This is a genomic window from Pseudomonas sp. KK18, assembly GCF_037094675.1.
GTDB lineage: Bacteria > Pseudomonadota > Gammaproteobacteria > Pseudomonadales > Pseudomonadaceae > Aquipseudomonas.
In genome coordinates, this window is the sequence record NZ_CP146605.1 from 5,474,755 (window position 1) to 5,495,821 (window position 21,067).

The window sequence follows — 21,067 nt, forward strand, 5'->3', positions numbered from 1 at the left end:
CAGTCCTTAGTCAGAGTCATTGCGGGCTTTGCGGCGCGGCGTCATCGGGTGCCGGAGCCGGCTCGGCGGGCGTATCCAGCGGCGCGTCCGCAGGCTTTGCCGCCGGCGCCGGGCTGGAACGGTAATCGGCGCGACGCTTCATCTGGAACTCACGCACTGCTGCGTTATGCGCATCCAGGTTATCCGAGAAAATATGGCTGCCATCGCCTCGGGCAACGAAATACAGGCTGCTGCCCGCCACCGGGTTCAGCGCAGCATGAATCGCCTCCCGCCCGACCATGGCGATCGGCGTCGGCGGCAGGCCGGCGATCACGTAGGTGTTGTAGGGCGTGGCTTCCTTGAGGTGCGCGCGGGTCAACTTGCCGGTGTAGCGCTCGCCGAGGCCGTAGATCACCGTCGGGTCGGTTTGCAGCAGCATGCCGATCTGCATGCGCCGCACGAATACCCCGGCGATCTGGCCGCGCTCTTCCGGCACGCCGGTTTCTTTCTCCACCAGCGAGGCCATGATCAGCGCTTGATAGGGGTCGGTGTACGGCGCATCGGCCGCGCGCTTGCTCCACTCCTGGGCGAGGACATCGTCCAGACGGTTGTAGGATTTTTTCAGTAGTTCAACGTCGCTCATGCCACGCACGAAGCGGTAGGTGTCCGGGAAGAAGCGCCCTTCAGGAAATACGCCCGGGTGGCCGAGTTTTTCCATCACCTCGCTGTCACTCAGGCCGGACAGGGTCTGCTCGATCTTTTCATGCTTGGCCAGGGCCGCGCGCACCTGGCGGAAGTTCCAGCCTTCCACCAGCGTAATGCTGTACTGCACCACTTCGCCACGCTGCCACAGGCCGATCAGGCCCTCGGCGGTGAGGCCCGGGGTCATGCGGTATTCGCCGCTGTGCAGCGGCTGGCCGTCGAGGTTGAAGCGCCAGTAGAGACGCAACCAGAACGCATCCTTGAGCACGCCGTCGTTTTCCAGACGATTGAAGGTGCCGGTGGGCGTCGCGCCAGCCGGTACATCCAGCAATTGCTCCTGGGTCAGATTCAGGGGCTGTTCAAGGGCCGAGTTCAGCTTCCAGGCCGAAGCGCCCAGCAGCAAACCCGCCAGGACCAGACCGATCTCCAGCAACAATACAAATTTACGTCTCAAATCAAATATCCAATAGTGCGCGAACAATGCCCTGCAGTTTACGGGTGAGCGGCCCAACCGGCCAGCTCATCGCAGCACATCCGCGCACCGGCCAAATGCCATATACGCTGTTGCACACCAAGACTTCATCGGCCTGTTGCAGCTGCTCAAAGCTGATATCGGCCACGCTTGTCGGGATGCCCAACGCCTGCGCCTGGGCCAACAGCTCGGCCCGCATGACGCCGGCGACGCCGCAGCGTTTCAGATCAGCGGTCAGCAACACGCCGTCACACACCAGGAACAGGTTGCTGAACACGCCTTCGATGACTCGACCGGACATATCCAGCATCAAACCTTCGGCGTGATCGGCATCCTGCCACTCGGCGCGGGCGAATACCTGTTCCAGGCGATTGAGGTGCTTGAGGCCGGCAAGCAACGGTTGCTCGGACAAACGCGTGGTACACGCAAACAGGCGGATGCCTGACGCTGCATGTTCCGGGGGATAAGTGGCAGGGGAACTGCCTTGCAGAATGCGCCGCGCCGGAGCGCCAGCACTGATGCCATAACCGCGCTGGCTGTCGCCACGGGTCAGGATCAACTTGAGTACACCGTCACCCAGGGCAGCGGCGTAGGCCAGCAATTCGCTGCGGATCAGGGGTTGATCCGCAACAATCGCCAACCGCCTGCAACCTTCTTCAAGGCGCTGCAGGTGGCGGTCAAGCAGCACGGGCTGCCCGGCCTTGACGGCAATGGTCTCGAACAGCCCATCACCGTATGCCAGGCCACGGTCTTTCAGGGGCACTGCGCCCGCCGGCTGACCGTCGACCCAGCTCTCCATCACTCGGCGAACCGGCGGAACACCAGGGAACCGTTGGTACCACCAAAACCGAACGAGTTGGACAGCACCACGTCGATCGGCATCTTCTGCGGCTCGTGAGGCACGAAGTTCAGGTCGCAGCCCTCATCCGGTTCATCGAGGTTGATGGTCGGCGGAGCGACCTGATCCTTGATGGCCAGCACGCTGAAGATTGCCTCGACCGCGCCCGCCGCACCCAACAGGTGACCGGTCATGGACTTGGTGGAACTGACCGCCAGCTTGTAGGCATGCTCGCCGAACACCGACTTGATGGCCTCGGCTTCCGCCAGGTCGCCGGTCGGGGTCGAAGTGCCATGGGCATTGATGTACTGCACCTGGTCAACGTTGACCTTGGCATCACGCAACGCATTGGTGATGCAGCGTGCAGCACCCGCGCCGTCCGACGGAGGAGAGGTCATGTGGTACGCATCACCGCTCATGCCGAAACCAATCAGCTCGGCGTAGATGGTGGCGCCACGGGCCTTCGCGTGCTCCAGCTCTTCGAGTACCAGCGCACCGGCACCGTCGGCCAGAACAAAACCGTCGCGGCCCTTGTCCCACGGACGGCTGGCACGGGTCGGCTCGTCATTGCGGGTCGACAACGCACGGGACGCGCCGAAGCCGCCCATGCCCAAACCGCAGGCGGCCATCTCGGCACCGCCGGCGATCATCACGTCGGCCTCGTCATAGGCGATATTGCGCGCCGCCATGCCGATGCAGTGAGTGCCCGTGGTGCACGCCGTGGAAATGGCGTAGTTAGGCCCCTGGGCACCCAAGTGGATGGACAGGAAACCGGAAATCATGTTGATGATCGAGCCAGGCACGAAGAACGGTGAAATTCTGCGAGGGCCGGACTCATGCAGGGTGCGGCTGGTTTCTTCGATATTGGTCAGACCGCCAATACCCGAACCCATGGCCACGCCGATGCGCTCACGGTTGGCGTCGGTGACTTCCAGGCCGGCATTACGCACCGCCTGAAAACCGGCTGCCAGGCCGTATTGAATGAACAGGTCGAGTTTGCGGGACTCTTTGACCGAGAGATATTCCTCGACATTGAAGTCCTTTACCGAGCCGCCAAAACGGGTGGAATAGGCAGAAAGGTCCGTGTGTTCGATCAGACCAATACCACTGCGGCCAGCCAGAATGCCCTGCCAACTGCTCGGCACATCCGTACCCAGTGGCGACAACATACCCATACCGGTGACTACGACGCGTCTACGCGACACAGCACTCTCCTTTTTCTAATGACGACACTTTGCATCAGGCTTAAAGGAAAAAACCGCACGCCATAGGGCAGTGCGGTTTTTCCATCACAGCAAGCGACGATTACAAACTATTACGCCTGGTGGCTAGTAACGTAGTCGATAGCAGCTTGAACGGTAGTGATTTTTTCAGCTTCTTCGTCCGGGATTTCGGTCTCGAATTCCTCTTCCAGAGCCATCACCAGCTCAACGGTGTCAAGGGAGTCGGCACCCAGGTCTTCAACGAAGGAAGCGCTGTTGGTCACTTCTTCTTCTTTAACGCCCAGTTGCTCGGCAACGATTTTCTTGACGCGCTCTTCGATGGTGCTCATACCTTGTTTTCACTCCTAATGGACAAATTCAGGCAGCTGGCCAGTGGGTAAGTGTATAGAAAGACTTTTCAGCTTTTCAACTGAAAGCTTCACCCTCGTACCCTATTGGCCATCTGCCTATAAATAGATTGCAGCTTTATAACGGATTTTAGACAGCTCGTATGACATTTTTTTGAAGCGATCCGTCACAATTTAACTCATGTACATCCCGCCGTTCACCGGGATTGTAGCCCCAGTCACGTATGCCGCACCGTCGGATGCCAGGAAAGCGACCACATTCGCGATCTCTTGAGCCTGGCCCAGACGGCCCAGCGGAATCTGCGTCAGCAACGCTTCACGCTGCGCTTCAGGCAATTCGCGGGTCATATCGGTGTCGATGAACCCTGGGGCCACCGAGTTGACCGTAATCGACCGCGAGCCTACTTCACGCGCCAATGCACGGCTGAAACCTTCCAGACCGGCCTTGGCGGCTGCGTAGTTTACTTGGCCTGCGTTGCCCATGGCACCCACAACAGAGCCAATATTGATAATTCGACCCCAACGAGCCTTGGTCATGCCGCGCAAAACACCCTTGGACAGGCGAAACAGACTGTTCAGGTTGGTATCAACGACGTCATGCCACTCGTCGTCTTTCATACGCATCATCAGGTTATCGCGGGTAATACCGGCATTGTTCACCAGAATAGCCGGTGCACCGAATTGCGCCGTGATTTCAGCCAATACGGCCGCCACGGACTCATCGCTGGTCACGTTAAGCTCAAGACCGGTGCCCTGGACGCCGTTTTCCTTCAGCGTCGCGGCAATACGTTCAGCGCCGGCGGCGGAGGTTGCGGTACCGATGACCACAGCGCCCAGACGGCCCAGCTCCAGGGCGATCGCCTGGCCAATGCCACGGCTTGCGCCGGTGACCAGTGCAACTTTACCTTGCAGACTCATGCAGGCTTCTCCTAGGTTCGGAAATTAACGTCAGGCCAGGGCTGCGCGAGCGGCAGCGAAGGCATCCGGGGTATTGAGGTTGGAAGTCGACACGCCCTCGGCGCAACGCTTGTTCAGGCCGGCGAGGACTTTGCCCGGGCCGCACTCTACCAATTGGGTGGCGCCGTTGGCGGCCAGGGTCTGCACCGACTCAACCCAGCGAACCGGCTTGTACAGCTGTTCCAGCAGATCGCGCTTGAGGGTTTCCAGGTCAGAGGCCACGGCGGCACTGACGTTCTGCACCAACGGAATCTGCGGCGCCTGCCAGTTGATCGCAGCGATCGACTCGGCGAAACGCTCGGCAGCCGGGCGCATCAGTTCGCAGTGGGACGGCACGCTGACCGGCAACGGCAACGCACGCTTGGCGCCACGAGCCTTGCAGCCTTCGATGGCGCGCTCTACCGCCGCCTTGGCGCCGGCGATCACCACCTGGCCAGGGGAGTTGAAGTTCACGGCGCTGACCACTTCGCCCTGGGCCGCTTCGGCGCAGGCGGCAATCACGTCAGCATCTTCCAGGCCGAGAATGGCAGCCATGCCGCCCTGCCCGGCAGGAACCGCTTCCTGCATCAACTGGCCACGACGCTCCACCAGCTTGACCGCTTCACCGAGGGTCAGGCTGCCGGCAGCCACCAGGGCGCTGTATTCGCCCAGGCTATGACCGGCAACGTAGGCCGGACGTGCACCACCTTCAGCCAACCACAGGCGCCACAGGGCGATGGAGGCGGTGAGGATGGCGGGTTGGGTCTTGTCGGTTTGATTGAGCAGCTCTTCCGGCCCTTGCTGGGTCAGTGCCCACAGGTCGTAACCCAAGGCATCGGAGGCTTCCTTGAAAGTGTCCAGGACCAACTGATGTTCCGCGCCCAGCTCGGCCAACATGCCGAGGGACTGCGAACCCTGCCCTGGAAAGACGAATGCGAGGGATGTAGACATGTAACAAGCCCCTAATGATCTGGTCGTCGGAAATTGGCGCCCCACACGTGGGAGCGCAAGAAACTGACAGATTGGATGGTCAATTGAACTGGCCGGTCACATTTAAGCATTTCCGGCCCGATTCGCCTAAGGCAACAGATCCTCAAGGCGGCCGTGCAAGCGTTGCGGCAGGTTTTCCTGGATCTCGATCAAGGCGCGCTGGATGGCACTTTGAAAACCCTGCACCCCCGCCGAACCATGACTTTTCACCACGATGCCCTGCAACCCGAGGAAACTCGCACCATTGTGCCGCGCCGGAGCCAGGTCAGCCTGCAAGCGCCGCATCAAGGGCAGCGCCAGGGCGCCCACCAGGCGTGACGCCAGGTTGCGCTTGAACAAGGCCTCGATGCGCGCAGCAATCATCGTCGCCAGGCCCTCGCTGGACTTGAGCAGGATATTGCCGACAAAACCGTCGCACACCACCACGTCGGCTTCGCCGCGGTACAGACCGTCACCCTCGACAAAGCCGATGTAGTTCAAGCCTCGCGCGCTTTGCAACAGCGTCGCCGCCAGCTTGACCTGCTGGTTGCCCTTGATGTCTTCGGTGCCGATATTCAGCAGCGCCACCCGAGGCCGGGCCACGCCCAGCGCTTCGGCCGCCACCGAGCCCATCAGGGCAAAGTGCAGCAGATGCTCGGCACTGCAATCGACGTTCGCCCCCAGGTCCAGCAACTGGCAATAGCCCTGCCGGGTCGGAATAGCCGCAACCATCGCCGGCCGGTCAATGCCCGGCAGGGTTTTCAGCACATGCCGGGACAACGCCATCAACGCCCCGGTATTGCCGGCACTGACACAGGCCTGGGCCTTGCCGTCGCGTACCAGCTCAAGCGCCACCCGCATCGAAGAATCAGGCTTGCCGCGCAAGGCCTGCGCAGGCTTTTCATCCATGGTGATGGTTTCGCTGGCCGGTGTAATAGTCAGGCGCGCGCGATCCACCGCCGGATGGCTGGCAATCAGTTCTTCAAGTAAGGAGGGTTGACCGACGAGGGTCAGGTGCAGCGAGGGCGTGGCAGACAGGCAAGCAATGCAGGCCTGAACAATGCTGCGGGGACCGAAGTCCCCGCCCATTGCGTCAATCGCGATGACTTGAGCAGACAAGTGATTACTCGTCAGCGCCCTTGTCGATCACTTTACGGCCACGGTATACGCCTTCTGGCGATACGTGGTGACGCAGGTGAACTTCACCGGTGGTTTTTTCTACAGACAGAGTGCTTGCCGTCAGGGCGTCGTGCGAACGACGCATGTCACGGGCAGAGCGGGATTTTTTGTTCTGCTGAACAGCCATAATTGATTAACTCCTAAACGTTTGGGTCACGCTTTAACTGCGCCAATACACTGAACGGGTTGGACCGCGTTACCTCGTCCTCGCTCGGTTCGGGCTCATCGAGACCCGCCGGCTGCTGGCATTCTTCCGGATGATGAGCAGGCACAATGGGCAAGGCGAGCAAAAGCTCCTCCTCGATCAGTGACTGCAGATCCAAAGGATCTTCGCCCAGTTCCAGCACGTCATAACCTTTCGGCAACGACTGGGTATTCGCACCCTCTTTCACCACAGCATAACTGCATTCGCTGTGGATCGGCAGGGTGACCAGCTCAAGACAACGCTGGCAAACCATTTTGACTTCGGTGTCGATAAAGCTGTGGATTACCACAGACTTACGTTCATCTCGTTCAAAAACGAATTTAGCCTGCACCGTACCGACAGTGTCGGAAAGCGGGTCGCAGAGTCTCTCCAAATCGGCCAGGAGCAGCTCACCTTGAAGGGTGGTGCCACGATCAGCCAATTTGCGCGGGTCAACGTGAGGTGGAATCGGGTCATTCAACATAGGCGCAGCATTATAGGGATGCACCCGGCCATGTCAAAGGAAATTCAGCCCTGTCCGTCACCGGGCCTCCCCGCTAGAATCCGCGACTGCCTTGAGGAGACGCCCATGCTGCCTTTATTACTCGCTTCCAGCTCGGTTTATCGCCGGGAATTGTTGAACCGCCTGCACCTGCCGTTCATCTGCAGCTCGCCGGATATCGACGAAAGCCACCGCCGGGACGAGTCCGCTGTGGAGCTGGTCAAGCGCCTGGCCGAGGAAAAGGCCCGCGCCCTGGCTGACAGCCATCCGGGCCACCTGATCATCGGCTCGGACCAGGTCGCCGCGCTCGACGGCCAGATCATCGGCAAGCCCCACACTTTCGAGAAGGCCCGTGAGCAACTGTTGGCAGCCAGTGGCAAGCGCGTCAGCTTCCTGACCGGCCTGGCTGTACTGAACAGCGCCACCGGCCATTGCCAGGTCGACTGCATACCCTTCACCGTACACATGCGCACGCTGGACGCCGCACGCATCGAACGCTACCTGCGCATCGAGCAGCCCTACGACTGCGCTGGCAGCTTCAAGGCCGAAGGCCTGGGGGTGAGCCTGTTTCAAAGCACCGAAGGGCCAGACGCCACCAGCCTGGTCGGACTGCCGCTGATCCGACTGGTGGACATGCTACTGGCCGAAGGCGTACAGATTCCCTGAGAACATCACAAACAAATGTGGGAGCTGGCTTGCCTGCGATGCAGACACCTCGGTACATCAGTTGCACCGAGGTGATGCTATCGCAGGCAAGCCAGCTCCCACATTTCGAGCCATGTCGCGCTCAAGCTCTCAGCGCAGGGTCGGACCCTGAAAGCCCATGTATAGCGCCAGCTTCTCAGCCACGCTGGCACCCAGCTTCTTGGAGAACCGGTCAAACGGCGATTCCTGAACAGTGAAGTCCACCAGTTCTTTCTCGCCAATCACGTCCCGCGCCACCGAACTGGCACTGCCCAGGCCATCGATCAAGCCCAATGGCAGCGCTTGCTCGCCAGACCAGACCAGACCGAAGAACAGCTCCGGATGCTCCTTATCCTTGAGCCGGTCACCGCGCCCCTGCTTCACACTGGCGATGAACTGCCGATGAGTGGTATCCAGCACACCCTGCCAGAACTGGGTTTCATCCGCCTTTTGCGGCTGGAACGGGTCCAGGAACGACTTGTGCTCACCCGACGTGTAGGTACGACGCTCAACCCCGAGCTTCTCCATGGTGCCGACAAAGCCATAACCGGCCGCCGTCACACCAATCGAACCCACCAGACTGGCCTTGTCGGCATAGATCTGGTCGGCAGCACTGGCGATGTAGTAGGCACCCGAGGCACCCAGGTCGGAAATCACTGCATACAGCTTGATGTCCGGGTGCAAGGCGCGCAGGCGACGAATCTCGTCATACACATAACCCGACTGCACCGGACTGCCGCCCGGGCTGTTGATGCGCAGGATCACAGCCTTGACCTTGGAGTCCTCGAAGGCCGCCCGCAGGCTGCTGACGATGTTGTCTGCACTGGCAGACTCCTTGTCGGCAATCACTCCGCGCACTTCGATCAACGCCGTGTAATTACCGCTTCGGGTGGCGCTCTTCTCCATGTCCATCAGCGGACTGAACAGCACCAGCATGCCCAACAGATAAATAAAGGTCAGAAGCTTGAAAAAGATCCCCCAACGCCGGGAGCGACGCTGCTCCTGGACACTGGCCAGCAGCGTCTTCTCCAGCAACTTCCAGCTTCTGTCATCGCCATTGTTATCGGCATTGGCCTTCTCAGGCGCTTTCCACTCATCGGTCATGCCATCTACCCCAGCAAAGACTTAATGGGCCCGGCTGAGCCAGGCCTGCAATTCAGAAAAACGGTCAATTGTCAGGCGCGGCTCGTAGGCCTGCAACGCCTGGGCAGATTGGGCGCCGTAGCTGACCGCCACGGAGTCCATGCCAGCATTACGCGCCATCATCAGGTCGAACGACGCATCACCCACCATCAACGCCTGCCGAGGCGACACGCCACATTGAGCGAGGATCTGCTCGAGCATCAGAGGGTGGGGCTTGCTGGCGGTTTCATCCGCCGCACGGGTGGCGTCGAAATAATCTTCCCAGCCATGGGCCTTGAGCACCCGGTCCAGGCCGCGACGGGCCTTTCCGGTCGCGACCGCAAGGTGATAACCGTCGGCGCGAAATGCTTCCATGGCCTGCGCCACGCCTTCAAACAGCGGCGAAGGCTGGGCGTCGAGCGCCATGTAGTGATCGGCGTAGTGCTGACGAAACGCTATCAGCTCGTCATCACCAATCTCCGGGTACAGGGTGCGGATCGCTTCCGGCAGGCCCAGGCCAATAATGCCCTTGACCGCCAGGTCGTCGCACAATGCATAACCGGAACGGGTCGACGCAGCGTGCATCGACTCGACAATCCGACCAATGGAATTACACAGCGTGCCATCCCAGTCAAAGATCAACAGCTTGTAGTCAGGGTGCGACACTCAGGCGCTCCACGGTCTTGGCCCACATTTCATCGACAGGCGCTTGCAGCTTCAATTCGCCACCATCGGGCAGCGGCACGGTCAGCATGTAGGCGTGCAGGAACAGGCGTTTGCCACCCAGGTCGCGGATTTCCTTGGAGAAATCTTCATCGCCGTATTTGGTATCGCCGGCAATGCAGTGCCCCGCATGCAGGGTGTGCACACGAATCTGGTGGGTACGGCCAGTGACCGGCTTGGCCTCGACCATGGTGGCAAAGTCACCAAAGCGGCGCAGCACCTTGAACAGGGTCAGCGCCTCCTTGCCCTCCTCGTCCACCTCGACCATGCGCTCGCCGGAACGCAGGTTGCTCTTCTGCAACGGCGCGCGCACGCTCTTGATCGAAGTGGCCCAGTTGCCACGCACCAGCGCCATGTAGCGCTTGTCCACGCCATCACCGCGCAGGGCGGCATGCAGGTGGCGCAACATGCTACGTTTCTTGGCGATCATCAACAGGCCGGAGGTGTCACGGTCCAGACGGTGGACCAGCTCCAGCTCCTTGGCATCCGGGCGCAACTGACGAAAGGCTTCGATCACCCCGTAGTTGAGGCCACTGCCACCGTGAACCGCGATGCCACACGGCTTGTTGATCACGATCAGTGCCTTGTCTTCGAAGACAATCGACGCTTCAAGGCGCTGCAACAAGCCCTGGGCCAGTGGAACCGGTTCGTCCCGCTCAGGCACCCGCACCGGCGGCACGCGGACGATATCGCCCGCCTGCAGCTTGTACTCGGGCTTGATCCGGCCTTTGTTCACGCGCACTTCGCCTTTACGCAAAATGCGGTAAATCAAGGTCTTGGGCACGCCTTTGAGCCTGGCAAGAAGAAAGTTGTCGATGCGTTGGCCGGCATATTCCGGCGAGACCTCGAGCAGCTGGACGCTGGGGGTCTGGGGGGCGGTAGTCGTCATGGCGGCGATGATAACAATTTTTTATGGAATTGAAGCACTTAATCATTGCTGCTATAGTCGCGAACGCCGCCAAAAGCGGCCTGGACAGAGGACTAGCGGCAAACTGCCGGCCCTGACCATCGCAATTCATCAGGACGCGAGGCCGTCCTACGGGGCTTTCGCCACCCTGGAAGGCTCGAGATTGTAACAAGCGCAGGTGACATGAGGCCTGAAGCGAGTGCAAAAAGCAGAGTGATTACTCGCCTTTTGCGCCGATATTTACGGCCAGTTCACAAAGTGCAGTCAGTCTGGAGCCAGACCACGGCGAATGCTTCGGAAACAACGCCTGTTACGAGCTGAGTGAGAGCACAATCGCCCACACCCGGTCTTGTTTAGCCATGAGCGTGGACTCCCCATTGGAGAACACGGTAAATGCCAACCCGCTGCGGATTCTGCGCGCGGCAGCACCCGAATTATCAGGGATACGTGTAGGGTGGAGATGCACAACCGTCGGACTGTGTAGCACTAGGCTTATATTTAGACGCTTCATCTCGTCCACAGTCGCCGGTTGATTCCTCCTCCTGACTGAGTGCTTAAGTCACCACAGCAAGCAGGAAGCGTACGTCGCGATACCGCCCATTTTGGCGGGTATTGCTGGACACTGGAGTGGCCAACCACTCTTGACGCACCTGACACCGACCGTGAGAAGTCGTGTGTGCCGAACGCCGTTTCCGGCAGCCCGGAAACCGACGGTACAACATGAAAAGAATGCTGATTAACGCAACTCAACCCGAAGAGTTGCGTGTTGCACTGGTAGACGGCCAACGCCTCTACGACCTGGACATTGAGTCCGGTGCACGCGAGCAAAAGAAGGCCAACATCTATAAAGGCCGGATTACTCGCATCGAACCAAGCCTTGAGGCTGCCTTTGTCGATTTCGGCTCCGAGCGCCATGGCTTCCTGCCCCTCAAAGAAATCTCCCGCGAATACTTCAAGAAATCCCCTGAAGGCCGCGTGAACATCAAGGACGTCCTGAGCGAAGGCCAGGAAGTCATCGTTCAGGTGGAAAAAGAAGAACGTGGCAACAAGGGCGCCGCCCTGACCACCTTCATCAGCCTGGCTGGCCGCTATCTGGTCCTGATGCCGAACAACCCGCGTGCCGGCGGTATCTCCCGTCGCATCGAAGGCGAAGAGCGCAACGAACTGCGTGAAGCGCTGAACGGCTTGATCGCTCCGGCCGACATGGGCCTGATCGTGCGCACTGCCGGCCTGGGCCGCAGCAGCGAAGAAATGCAGTGGGACCTCGACTACCTGCTGCAGCTGTGGACCGCTATCAAGGAAGCGTCCCTGGATCGTTCCGCGCCGTTCCTGATCTACCAGGAAAGCAACGTGATCATCCGCGCCATCCGCGATTACCTGCGCCAGGACATCGGCGAAGTGCTGATCGACAGCGTCGAAGCCCAGGACGAAGCCCTGACCTTCATCCGCCAGGTGATGCCGCAGTACGCCAGCAAGATCAAGCTGTACGAAGACAGCGTTCCGCTGTTCAACCGTTTCCAGATCGAAAGCCAGATCGAAACCGCTTTCCAGCGCGTCGTCGAACTGCCTTCCGGCGGCTCCATCGTGATCGACCCGACCGAAGCCCTGGTGTCCATCGACATCAACTCGGCGCGTGCCACCAAGGGTAGCGACATCGAAGAAACCGCCCTGCAGACCAACCTGGAAGCGGCTGAAGAAATCGCCCGCCAGCTGCGCCTGCGTGACATCGGCGGCCTGATCGTGATCGACTTCATCGACATGACCCCAGCCAAGAACCAGCGCGCTGTGGAAGAGAAAGTCCGCGAATGCCTGGAAGCTGACCGTGCCCGCGTACAGGTCGGCCGCATTTCGCGCTTCGGCCTGCTGGAAATGTCCCGTCAGCGCCTGCGTCCATCCCTGGGTGAAAGCAGCGGCATCGTCTGCCCGCGTTGCAACGGCACCGGCATCATCCGTGACGTTGAATCGCTGTCGCTGGCGATCCTGCGCCTGATCGAAGAAGAAGCCCTGAAAGACCGCACTGCCGAAGTGCGCGCCCAGGTGCCGATCCCAGTCGCTGCGTTCCTGCTCAACGAAAAACGCAACTCGATCACCAAGATCGAACTGCGCACCCGTGCCCGCATCGTCATCCTGCCGAACGATCACCTCGAGACGCCGCACTTCGAAGTGCAGCGCCTGCGTGATGACAGCCCGGAAGCCCACGTCAACCAGTCCAGCTACGAAATCGCTGCTGCCGCTGCCGAAGTGGAAGAAGTCCAGCCAGCCGCTGCGACCCGCACCCTGGTTCGCCAGGAAGCCGCCGTCAAGACCGCGCCAGCCCGTGCCAACGCACCGGTTCCGGTCGAGGCAGCTGCGCCGGTTGCCGCACCAGCTGCCCTGCCTGAGCCAAGCCTGTTCAAGGGTCTGGTGAAGTCGCTGGTCAGCCTGTTCGCCACCAAGGAAGAGCCAGTGGCTCCAGTTGTGGTCGAGAAGCCTGTGACTGAACGCCCTGCACGCAATGAAGAGCGTCGCAACGGTCGCCAGCAGAGCCGCAATCGCAACGGTCGCCGTGACGAAGAGCGCAAGCCTCGTGAAGAACGTGCACCCCGCGAAGAACGCGCCCCACGTGAAGAGCGCCAACCGCGCGAAGCCCGTGAAGAAACACCAACCGTAGCCCGTGAAGAGCGTGCACCACGCGAAGAACGTGCACCGCGTGCTCCACGCGCTCCACGTGAAGACCGCAAGCCACGTGGCGAGCGTGAAGAACGCGTGCGTGAATTGCGCGAGCCGTTGGATGCCGCTCCAGCCGTAGCCGCTGCTGCTGCCACCGCTGCCACTGCTGAAGAGCGTCCAGCTCGTCAGCCGCGTGAAGAACGTGCGCCACGCCCTCCTCGTGAAGAGCGTCAACCACGTGCCGAGCAAGCGGCTCCAGCCGGTGAAGAAGAAGAGCTGCTGTCCAACGAAGACCAGCAACAGGAAGACGGCCAGGACAACGCCGAAGGCGATCGTCCACGCCGCCGCTCCCGTGGCCAGCGTCGTCGCAGCAACCGTCGTGAGCGTCAACGTGATGCCAACGGCAACGAAATCGAAGGCTCGGAAGGGACCGGCGAAGCCAACGCAGCCGCTACCGGCGAACCGACTGGCGCCGAACTGGCTGCCGGCCTGGCCGTTACCGCTGCTGTCGCCAGCTCGGTCATCAGCGCACCTGCTGAAGCCCAGGCCAACGAGCAAGCTGAAGCAGCCACCGCTGCCATCCAGGAAAACACTGTTGTAGAGACGCCAGCCGTCGAAGCGCCAGTGGTTGAAGCAACGACCCCGGTCGAAGCCCCGGTTGTTCCGGAAGTGGAAGTAGCTCCGGCTCGTCACGTTCGTGAAGTTCGTGAAGTTCGCGAGCCTCAGCCTGAAATCGACGTGGTTGCCGAGCCTGCCGTGGTTGTTGAACAACCGCCCGTGGTTGAAGCTGCCGTTGAAGCACCGGTAGCCGAGCCAACCCCTGAAGTGCGTGAAGTTCGCGAAGAACAGACCGCCTTCCAGTGGGCTGCCGAACCTGCCCCGGTGGTTGAAGCGGTCGAAGCTCCAGCGCCTGCGCCAGTGGTCGAAGAAGCTCCAGCGCCAGTCGCTGAAGTGGTGGTCGCTGCTGAACCTGTTGCCGTTGTTGCCGAGCCTGCGCCAGTGGTTGAAGCGCCAGTGGTTGCCGAAGTGGCAGCCCCGGTGGTTGAAGCCGCTCCGGCCAGCGCCCTGACCGAAAATGGCCGTGCGCCGAACGACCCACGCGAAGTGCGTCGTCGTCGCAAGGAAGCTGAAGCGGCCGCCGCTGCTGCCAAGGCCGCTGCCGAAGCTGCTCCAGCCGTCGCTGAAGTTGCCCAAGCAACCCCTGCTCCGGTCACCGAAGCCGTGGTTGAGCACACTGCCCCTGCCATCGACGAGAACGTACGTTCCGTTGAAGAAGTGGTAGAGCACCACCCTAAGGCGCTGGAAGAAGAGCACGAGCCTAAACCCCTCGTCTGATTCCATCGGCCACTAAAAAGCCCCGCCTGAGTGATCAGGCGGGGCTTTTTTATGCCCGCTACATCAGTTAGCGGTAGTCCAACAACCCTGGCACATCGACGTCCCACAACACACCGGGATCATCGACTACGACTTCCTGCACCGAAGCCTTGGCAAATAACGGTTTTGCCCCGCGGTCTCCGGTCAGCGCGATCAAGGCCGGGCCGAATGAACGGCCAAACCCCACGGGGTGCCCGTACTGACCTGCATGCACCGGGGCGCTGATACCGTCTTCCTCCAGGCCTGCCATCACTTGCTCGATACTTGCCGGCAGGATAAACGGCATATCCCCCAACACCACCAGCCAACCAGCCGACGGCCCACTGGCCGCCACCCCTGCTGCGATGCTGTCACCCATGCCCGGCGAGCGCAAAAGCAATACTTCGCAACCGTGCACCTTAGCCAACCGAATCACTTCGGTGCGATCCGATGACGTCACCAGCCAACGTCTCGTAGCCACAGGCGGCAAATTCACCAATACCTGCTCGATCACCGGCCGCGTGATGCCATCCCGGCCCACGCAGGGCGCCAGCAACTTGTCCTGATCGGCACCCGCCTCGGCCCGAAAACGACTGCCCTGCCCCGCCGCCAGGATGATTACGGCGATGCCCGTCAACTGACCGCTGCCTGCAACGGCTTTTTCTGCAGCAGATCGATCCCGTTCTTGATGGCGACGATTTCAGCCATCAACGACAAGGCGATTTCCGCCGGCGTATGGCTGCCGATATGCAGGCCAATCGGCCCATGCAGCCGCGCAATGGCGTCCGCACTGAGCCCCAGTGCCGCGAGGTTTTCCCGGCGCTTCTGGCTGTTGACCCGCGAACCCAGCGCGCCTATGTAGAACGCCCGGGAATTGAGGGCCGTCAGCAACGCCATGTCATCCAGGCGCGGGTCATGGGTGAGCGCGACAATGGCGGTGCGTTCATCGGTCTGGATATTCAACACCGCTTCATCCGGCATACCCGGCACAAAGCGCCCGTGCTGCTCCTCCCAGCCATAAACAAACTCCTGGCGCGGGTCGCAGATCAGCACTTCGAAATCCAGCAACCGAGCCATTTCCGCCACATAACGTGACAGCTGGCCCGCGCCGATCAGCAGCAGGCGCCAGCGCGGACCGTAGATCGCGCGCAATCGCTCGCCGTTGAAGCTGACCACATCGGTCTTACTCGCACCGCTCAACACCACCTCGCCGGTGGCCAGGTCCAACTCACGGGCGACAATCTCGTGGGCCTCACAGCGCGCCAGCAGTTCAGCTACCCAACCCGGATCACTCACCCGCTCTTCGGTGAGACGCAGGGTGCCGCCACACGGCAGGCCAAAACGCGCCGCTTCGTCCCGGGTGACACCGTAGGTGACAAGCTGCACCGGCGGCCCGTCGTCAGGCAGCCGACCGTCCTGCAACCGGGCGATCAAGTCGTCCTCGATGCAGCCGCCGGACACCGAGCCAATCACCACCCCGTCGCCGCGCAAGGCCAGCATCGCCCCCGGCGGACGCGGGGCGCTGCCCCAGGTCTGGACCACGCTGTACAGCACCACTCGCTGCCCGGCGAGGCGCCATTCCAGCACGCTGCGTAATACATTCAGATCAACACTGTCCATCAGGCTTTCGCCTCCCGCCAACCTTGCAACTGATTTTGATAAACAGCATCTATGGGTTGATCAAAAATATCGGTAGTCAGCTAAGTTAACTCACCGGCAATAAAAAAGCCCTGCAATGCAGGGCTTGGTGCGTCAAAAAACAAGCTTAGTTCAATAGCGATTCGGCTCCATTTCCAGCACCACCTTGAAGCGCTTTTCGATGTCCTGCTGGATACGCAGCGCGAGCCCGGCAATGTCCTGGCCGCTGGCCGCGCCGTAGTTCACCAATACCAGTGCCTGCAAGCGATGCACGCCGGCATCGCCATCGCGAAAGCCTTTCCAGCCGGCCTTGTCGATCAGCCAGCCGGCGGCCAGTTTCATCTGCCCGTCGGCCTGGGGGTAAGCCACCAGGTCCGGGTATTGACGCTGCAACTCAACAGCCAGTGCCTGGGAGACCAGCGGGTTCTTGAAGAAACTCCCCGCATTGCCGAGCACCGCCGGGTCGGGCAGTTTCTCGCTACGAATGCTGCAAATCGCGCGGCTGACATCGCTGGGCGTGGCCTGCGCGATGCCTTGCTCGGTCAGGCGCTGTCGCACCGGCCCGTATTCAAGTTTCAGATGCACGGCGCGGCTCAGGGCAAAACGCACCCGCAGGATCAGCCAGCGCCCCACTTCGTGCTTGAACAGGCTGTCGCGGTAGGCAAAGTTGCACTCGGCCAGGCTGAAATCCCGCAGTTCGCCGGTCTGGCGATCAAGGGCGGTCAGGCCGCTGAATACATCCTTGATCTCTACACCGTAGGCGCCGATGTTCTGCATCGGTGCGGCGCCGACCGTGCCGGGAATCAGGCTGAGGTTTTCCAGGCCGGAAAAGCCCTGGGCCAGGGTCCACAGCACAAACGGATGCCAGGCTTCGCCCGCTTCGGCCTCAACCACGACCTGCACGCCATCGTCGTGCAACACCCGGATGCCCTGGCTGGCCATGCGCAGCACCAGTGCGTCAATATCCTGGGTCAACAGCAAGTTGCTGCCACCGCCAATCACCAGCAACGGCAGTTGTTGCTCGGCGGCACAGGCCAGGGCCTCACGCACGTCGGCGTCATTGTGGGCCTCGGCAAACAGCCGGGCATGCACGTCGATGCCAAAGCTGTTGAACGGCTTGAGCGAAACCTGTGCCCGTACCTGCAAAGTCATAACCGGCCCTTCAATTCAATCACCAACAGGTCACAGGCGCGCTCGATCAGGTCGAGGACAGTTTCAAAGCCCTGGTCACCTTCGTAGTACGGGTCCGGCACTTCATCCACCACCGAGTCGTAGCGGCGCAGGAACAGGTCCAGGTCCGCCTTGCCCTGAGCCGGCTGCATGGCCTTGAGGTTGCGCAGGTTGCTCTGGTCCATGGCGAGGATCAGGTCGTAGCGGGAAAAGTCGGCACGCGACACCTGTTGTGCACGCTGGGCCGACAGGTCGTAGCCGCGTTGCAGCGCTGCACGCTGGCTGCGCTTGTCCGGTGGATTGCCGACGTGCCAATCACCGGTACCGGCAGAGGCCACTTCAACCTGATCGGCCAGGCCGGCTTCGCGCAATTTGTGGCGCAGAACGCCTTCTGCCGTGGGCGAACGGCAGATGTTGCCCAGGCAGACGAACAGAACCTGCATCAGGCCCCCAGAAGGCGACGGACGCGCTCGAGGTCTTCAGGGGTGTCGACGCCCGCCGGCGGCGCTTCCAGGGCATCGCCCACATGAATGCGCACGCCGTGCCACAGGGCACGCAGTTGTTCCAGGGATTCGGTATTTTCCAGCCAGCACGGGCCCCAGCTCACGAAGTCGTGGAGGAAACCGGCGCGGTAGGCGTAGATGCCGATGTGGCGACGGTAAGGCACGCCAGCCGGCAGCACGTCAGGCTGTTTGGCGAACGCATCCCGCGCCCACGGCAAGGTGGAGCGGCTGAAGGTCAGCGCCAGGCCATTGATGTCGCTGACCACTTTCACCACGTTGGGGTTGAACAGGGTCTCGATGTCTTCAATCGGCTCGGCCAGGGTCGCCATGCGCGCTTCGCCATGGGCTGCCAGGTTGGCCGCCACCTGATCGATCACGCTGGGCGGAATCAACGGCTCGTCACCTTGCACATTGACCACGATGGCGTCCGCCGCCAGGCCCAGCTTTGTGGCCACTTCGGCCAGGCGGTCGGTACCGGAGTTGTGGTCTTCACGGGTCAGCACCGCTTCGGCACCAAAGCCTTTGCAGGCCTCGATGATGCGCGGATCGTCGGTGGCCACCACTACCCTTTCGGCGCTGCTTTTGCAGGCCTGTTCCCACACCAGCTGGATCATCGGCTTGTTGCCGATCAGTTGCAGCGGCTTGCCGGGCAGGCGGGTGGAGGCGTAGCGGGACGGGATGACAACGGTGAAGGCGGTGGTCATTTATCCAGGCGCTCGTCGGTGGTCAGGGTGCGGGCTTCGCTTTCGAGCATTACCGGAATGCCATCACGAATCGGGTACGCCAGGCCGGCGCCCTTGCTGATCAGCTCGGTTTTGTCGGCGCTGAGCTTGAGCGGCCCCTTGCAGATCGGGCAAGCGAGGATATCGAGCAGTTTGGTGTCCATGAGTATGTCCTGGAGAGCAGCGTTTTAAGGCAAAAGGCGAGCGGGCAGCAAGCGCATCAACTGCGTGTCGAACCAGGCGATAAACGCCGGTGACGGTGCCGCGTCCACCGCAAGGTACCACCAGTCGGGCCTGGCAAAGGCGCGGCACTTCACCGCGTCCTTTTCAGTCATGACCAACGGCAGTGCCGGTGTGAAATTCAAGACCTCGGCGCTGTACGGCGCGTGGTCGGCAAAAGCATGGGGTATTGGGCGCCAGTGTAGCGTTTCAAGGGTATTGAAGAAACGTTGCGGGTTGCCGATGCCGGCCACCGCATGTACCTGCTGCCCCACCGGGAAGTGTTCGACGGGTTTACGCTCGCCGGTATGCAGGTTGACCAGCGCGGCAGGCAACAGACGGAAGGCATAGCCGTCGTCACGGTCAGAACCTGCGCCGTTGTAAAGCAGCGCATCGACGCTCTGCAAACGCTCGACCGGCTCACGCAACGGCCCCGCCGGCAGGCAGCGACGGTTACCCAGCCCGCGGGCGGCGTCAATCAACACCAGTTCCAGGTCACGGGCCAGGCGGTAATGTTGCAGGCCGTCGTCGGAGAGGATCAGGTCGAGGGTTTCGCTGGCCAACAGCGCCTTCACGGCGCGGCTGCGGTCGGGGTCGATCATCAGCGGCACGCCGCTGCGCTGCACGATCAGCAGGGGTTCGTCCCCCGCCACCGCAGCGGTTTGATCAGCCTCTACGCGCCATGGAAACTGTGGCGGCTTGGCGCCATAACCGCGGCTGACCACACCGACGCGCAAACCACTGCGCTGGCAATGGTCGATCAGCCAGAGAATCATGGGCGTCTTGCCGGTGCCACCCACCGTGATATTGCCTACCACCACGACCGGCACCGGCGACTGATAGATCTCGCCCTCGCCCGCCAGGAACCGTGCGCGCTTGCGCTGCACCACCCGGCGATAGAGGGATTCCAGCGGCTGCAATAACGTAAGTGCAGGATGGCCTTCGTACCAGGCCTTGAGCAAACGATCAGTCATGGCCATCAGGGTTGGCTCGCCGCCTCGACGGTGGTCATGCGCAAATGGCTGAAGCCGAGCTTGCCGGCAGCGTCCATCGCCGTGATCACGGCCTGGTGCTTGGTGTTGCCATCGGCGCTGATGGACAGTGGCAAGTTAGTGTCGCCACCGGACTCCTTCTGCAGTGCTTCCATCAGGCTGGCCAGGTCGTTTTTCTCCAGCAACTGGTTATTCACCGAGAACACGCCATCGGCGCTGATGGCGATGTCCAGTTGCTTGGCCTGCTGGTCTTCCGCCGGCGAACCGCTGACGGCTTCCGGCAGGTCGACGCGCAGCTGGGTTTCCCGGGTAAAGGTGGTGGTGACGACAAAAAACAGCAGCAGGATAAACACCACGTCGATCAACGACGCCAGGTTGATATCGACGTTTTCCCGTTGCTTGCGACGAAATTTCACGCGTTGCCCTCAACCAGGTCCACGTCACGGTCGCCCTGTACCACTTCCACCAGCTTGATGGCTTCCTGCTCCATGCCCACCACCAGTTCGTCGATGCGCCGTTGCAGGAAACGGTGGAAGAACACCGAAGGAATACCGACCATCAGGCCCGCCGCCGTGGTGATCAAGGCCTTGGAAATACCACCGGCCAGCACTGCGGCGTTGGTGGTCATGCCCGACCCCATGAATGAGCTGAAAATATCGATCATGCCCAGCACCGTACCGAGCAGGCCGAGCAACGGTGCCATGGCGGCGATGGTGCCCAGGGCATTGATGTAGCGCTCCAACTCATGGATGACCCGGGCGGCGGCCTCTTCGATGCACTCCTTCATGATCTCGCGACCGTGCTTGGAGTTGGCGAGGCCGGCGGCGAGGATTTCACCCAGGGGCGAGTTGGCGCGCAGTTCCTTGAGTTTTGTCTTGTCGAGCTGCTTGTTCTTGATCCAGCCCCAGACCTGGCCCAGCAGGTGGTCAGGCGTTACACGGCTGGCACGCAGGGTCCACAGGCGTTCGGCGATGATGCCGAGTGCGGCGATGGAACTCAAAATGATCGGCAACATCATCCAGCCGCCGGATTTGACCAATTCCCACACAGTGAA

Annotated in this window: 23 protein-coding genes; 2 read left to right on the plus strand and 21 right to left on the minus strand. The window is 61.2% G+C overall.

Annotated elements, in window-relative coordinates; translation table 11 throughout:
- Positions 1-16: 16 nt before the first annotated feature.
- The 9 genes from mltG to V6607_RS24640 all read right to left on the minus strand — a co-directional run bounded on the left by mltG (position 17) and on the right by V6607_RS24640 (position 7,313).
- Positions 17-1,135 (minus strand): endolytic transglycosylase MltG, encoded by a 1,119-nt coding sequence (mltG, locus tag V6607_RS24600; RefSeq protein WP_023659249.1) that lies wholly within the window; start codon positions 1,133-1,135, stop codon positions 17-19.
- Position 1,136: 1 nt separating this feature from the next.
- A complete protein-coding gene (pabC, locus tag V6607_RS24605) occupies positions 1,137-1,952 on the minus strand; it encodes an aminodeoxychorismate lyase (RefSeq protein ID WP_134327691.1) in 816 nt (271 codons plus the stop codon).
- A complete protein-coding gene (fabF, locus tag V6607_RS24610) occupies positions 1,952-3,196 on the minus strand; it encodes a beta-ketoacyl-ACP synthase II (RefSeq protein WP_004371291.1) in 1,245 nt (414 codons plus the stop codon). Before fabF ends, pabC begins: the two co-directional genes overlap by 1 nt.
- 110 nt (positions 3,197-3,306) lie before the next feature.
- Positions 3,307-3,543 (minus strand): acyl carrier protein, encoded by a 237-nt coding sequence (acpP, locus tag V6607_RS24615; protein ID WP_004371293.1) that lies wholly within the window; start codon positions 3,541-3,543, stop codon positions 3,307-3,309.
- Between the two features lie 192 nt (positions 3,544-3,735).
- The gene (gene fabG / locus V6607_RS24620; protein ID WP_004371297.1) at positions 3,736-4,479 is read right to left on the minus strand and encodes a 3-oxoacyl-ACP reductase FabG; all 744 of its coding nucleotides are present in this window, start codon (positions 4,477-4,479) and stop codon (positions 3,736-3,738) included.
- A 30-nt stretch (positions 4,480-4,509) separates the two neighbouring features.
- On the minus strand, positions 4,510-5,448 hold the full coding sequence (gene fabD, locus V6607_RS24625; RefSeq protein WP_023659248.1) for an ACP S-malonyltransferase: 939 nt from the start codon (positions 5,446-5,448) through the stop codon (positions 4,510-4,512).
- A gap of 126 nt (positions 5,449-5,574) precedes the next feature.
- The gene (gene plsX / locus V6607_RS24630; RefSeq protein ID WP_083853208.1) at positions 5,575-6,585 is read right to left on the minus strand and encodes a phosphate acyltransferase PlsX; all 1,011 of its coding nucleotides are present in this window, start codon (positions 6,583-6,585) and stop codon (positions 5,575-5,577) included.
- A 4-nt stretch (positions 6,586-6,589) separates the two neighbouring features.
- Positions 6,590-6,772, minus strand: coding sequence for a 50S ribosomal protein L32 (gene rpmF / locus V6607_RS24635; protein ID WP_004371305.1), 183 nt, complete (start codon positions 6,770-6,772; stop codon positions 6,590-6,592).
- 13 nt (positions 6,773-6,785) lie between these two features.
- Positions 6,786-7,313: a YceD family protein gene (locus tag V6607_RS24640; protein ID WP_004371317.1), complete on the minus strand. Its 528-nt coding sequence runs from the start codon at positions 7,311-7,313 to the stop codon at positions 6,786-6,788.
- Between the two features lie 105 nt (positions 7,314-7,418).
- Between V6607_RS24640 and V6607_RS24645 the strand changes: the two genes are divergently transcribed.
- On the plus strand, positions 7,419-7,997 hold the full coding sequence (locus tag V6607_RS24645; RefSeq protein WP_008434969.1) for a nucleoside triphosphate pyrophosphatase: 579 nt from the start codon (positions 7,419-7,421) through the stop codon (positions 7,995-7,997).
- A gap of 129 nt (positions 7,998-8,126) precedes the next feature.
- Here V6607_RS24645 and V6607_RS24650 read toward each other — a convergent pair whose 3' ends face one another.
- Genes V6607_RS24650 through rluC form a run of 3 tightly spaced genes read right to left on the minus strand, consistent with a single transcriptional unit; the run spans position 8,127 to position 10,749 of the window.
- On the minus strand, positions 8,127-9,119 hold the full coding sequence (locus tag V6607_RS24650) for a S49 family peptidase (protein WP_338741261.1): 993 nt from the start codon (positions 9,117-9,119) through the stop codon (positions 8,127-8,129).
- Positions 9,120-9,140: 21 nt separating this feature from the next.
- Positions 9,141-9,803: an HAD-IA family hydrolase gene (locus tag V6607_RS24655; protein WP_004371323.1), complete on the minus strand. Its 663-nt coding sequence runs from the start codon at positions 9,801-9,803 to the stop codon at positions 9,141-9,143.
- On the minus strand, positions 9,790-10,749 hold the full coding sequence (gene rluC / locus V6607_RS24660; protein WP_004371325.1) for a 23S rRNA pseudouridine(955/2504/2580) synthase RluC: 960 nt from the start codon (positions 10,747-10,749) through the stop codon (positions 9,790-9,792). The genes V6607_RS24655 and rluC overlap by 14 nt, the downstream gene beginning before the upstream one ends.
- A 747-nt stretch (positions 10,750-11,496) precedes the next feature.
- On the opposite strand from rluC, the gene rne reads away from it, so the two are divergent.
- Entirely contained in the window at positions 11,497-14,751 is a 3,255-nt protein-coding gene (gene rne / locus V6607_RS24665; protein WP_338741264.1) for a ribonuclease E, read from the plus strand.
- Positions 14,752-14,818: 67 nt separating this feature from the next.
- Here the strand turns inward: rne and V6607_RS24670 are convergent, their stop codons facing one another.
- The 9 genes from V6607_RS24670 to V6607_RS24710 form a co-directional block, all read right to left on the minus strand.
- Complete coding sequence (locus V6607_RS24670) at positions 14,819-15,406, minus strand: nucleotidyltransferase family protein (protein WP_134327164.1); 588 nt, start codon at positions 15,404-15,406, stop codon at positions 14,819-14,821.
- A complete protein-coding gene (locus tag V6607_RS24675) occupies positions 15,403-16,389 on the minus strand; it encodes an XdhC family protein (protein WP_008434978.1) in 987 nt (328 codons plus the stop codon). Before V6607_RS24675 ends, V6607_RS24670 begins: the two co-directional genes overlap by 4 nt.
- A gap of 150 nt (positions 16,390-16,539) precedes the next feature.
- Positions 16,540-17,559, minus strand: a complete 1,020-nt coding sequence (gene murB / locus V6607_RS24680; RefSeq protein ID WP_134327165.1) for a UDP-N-acetylmuramate dehydrogenase — start codon at positions 17,557-17,559, stop codon at positions 16,540-16,542.
- Positions 17,556-18,020 (minus strand): low molecular weight protein-tyrosine-phosphatase, encoded by a 465-nt coding sequence (locus V6607_RS24685; RefSeq protein ID WP_004371338.1) that lies wholly within the window; start codon positions 18,018-18,020, stop codon positions 17,556-17,558. Before V6607_RS24685 ends, murB begins: the two co-directional genes overlap by 4 nt.
- On the minus strand, positions 18,020-18,784 hold the full coding sequence (kdsB, locus tag V6607_RS24690) for a 3-deoxy-manno-octulosonate cytidylyltransferase (protein ID WP_008434982.1): 765 nt from the start codon (positions 18,782-18,784) through the stop codon (positions 18,020-18,022). The genes V6607_RS24685 and kdsB overlap by 1 nt, the downstream gene beginning before the upstream one ends.
- A complete protein-coding gene (locus V6607_RS24695) occupies positions 18,781-18,966 on the minus strand; it encodes a Trm112 family protein (RefSeq protein WP_003174668.1) in 186 nt (61 codons plus the stop codon). The genes kdsB and V6607_RS24695 overlap by 4 nt, the downstream gene beginning before the upstream one ends.
- Positions 18,967-18,990: 24 nt before the next feature.
- Positions 18,991-20,001 carry a tetraacyldisaccharide 4'-kinase gene (gene lpxK / locus V6607_RS24700; RefSeq protein WP_004371358.1) on the minus strand — a complete coding sequence of 337 codons (1,011 nt, stop codon included), beginning with the start codon at positions 19,999-20,001 and terminating at the stop codon, positions 18,991-18,993.
- On the minus strand, positions 20,001-20,429 hold the full coding sequence (locus V6607_RS24705) for a biopolymer transporter ExbD (protein ID WP_004371361.1): 429 nt from the start codon (positions 20,427-20,429) through the stop codon (positions 20,001-20,003). The genes lpxK and V6607_RS24705 overlap by 1 nt, the downstream gene beginning before the upstream one ends.
- Positions 20,426-21,061, minus strand: a complete 636-nt coding sequence (locus tag V6607_RS24710; protein ID WP_004371363.1) for a MotA/TolQ/ExbB proton channel family protein — start codon at positions 21,059-21,061, stop codon at positions 20,426-20,428. The genes V6607_RS24705 and V6607_RS24710 overlap by 4 nt, the downstream gene beginning before the upstream one ends.
- Between the last annotated feature and the right edge of the window lie 6 nt (positions 21,062-21,067).

Excerpts from the sequence above, each read along its gene's own strand:
- pabC (WP_134327691.1), bottom strand. The coding sequence starts at position 1,952 with ATGGAGAGCTGGGTCGACGGTCAGCCGGCGGGCGCAGTGCCCCTGAAA.
- acpP (WP_004371293.1), bottom strand. The coding sequence starts at position 3,543 with ATGAGCACCATCGAAGAGCGCGTCAAGAAAATCGTTGCCGAGCAACTG.
- fabG (WP_004371297.1), bottom strand. The coding sequence starts at position 4,479 with ATGAGTCTGCAAGGTAAAGTTGCACTGGTCACCGGCGCAAGCCGTGGC.
- fabD (WP_023659248.1), bottom strand. The coding sequence starts at position 5,448 with ATGTCTACATCCCTCGCATTCGTCTTTCCAGGGCAGGGTTCGCAGTCC.
- rpmF (WP_004371305.1), bottom strand. The coding sequence starts at position 6,772 with ATGGCTGTTCAGCAGAACAAAAAATCCCGCTCTGCCCGTGACATGCGT.
- V6607_RS24640 (WP_004371317.1), bottom strand. The coding sequence starts at position 7,313 with ATGTTGAATGACCCGATTCCACCTCACGTTGACCCGCGCAAATTGGCT.
- V6607_RS24645 (WP_008434969.1), top strand. The coding sequence starts at position 7,419 with ATGCTGCCTTTATTACTCGCTTCCAGCTCGGTTTATCGCCGGGAATTG.
- V6607_RS24650 (WP_338741261.1), bottom strand. The coding sequence starts at position 9,119 with ATGACCGATGAGTGGAAAGCGCCTGAGAAGGCCAATGCCGATAACAAT.
- rluC (WP_004371325.1), bottom strand. The coding sequence starts at position 10,749 with ATGACGACTACCGCCCCCCAGACCCCCAGCGTCCAGCTGCTCGAGGTC.
- rne (WP_338741264.1), top strand. The coding sequence starts at position 11,497 with ATGCTGATTAACGCAACTCAACCCGAAGAGTTGCGTGTTGCACTGGTA.
- V6607_RS24675 (WP_008434978.1), bottom strand. The coding sequence starts at position 16,389 with ATGGACAGTGTTGATCTGAATGTATTACGCAGCGTGCTGGAATGGCGC.
- murB (WP_134327165.1), bottom strand. The coding sequence starts at position 17,559 with ATGACTTTGCAGGTACGGGCACAGGTTTCGCTCAAGCCGTTCAACAGC.
- V6607_RS24685 (WP_004371338.1), bottom strand. The coding sequence starts at position 18,020 with ATGCAGGTTCTGTTCGTCTGCCTGGGCAACATCTGCCGTTCGCCCACG.
- kdsB (WP_008434982.1), bottom strand. The coding sequence starts at position 18,784 with ATGACCACCGCCTTCACCGTTGTCATCCCGTCCCGCTACGCCTCCACC.
- V6607_RS24695 (WP_003174668.1), bottom strand. The coding sequence starts at position 18,966 with ATGGACACCAAACTGCTCGATATCCTCGCTTGCCCGATCTGCAAGGGG.
- lpxK (WP_004371358.1), bottom strand. The coding sequence starts at position 20,001 with ATGGCCATGACTGATCGTTTGCTCAAGGCCTGGTACGAAGGCCATCCT.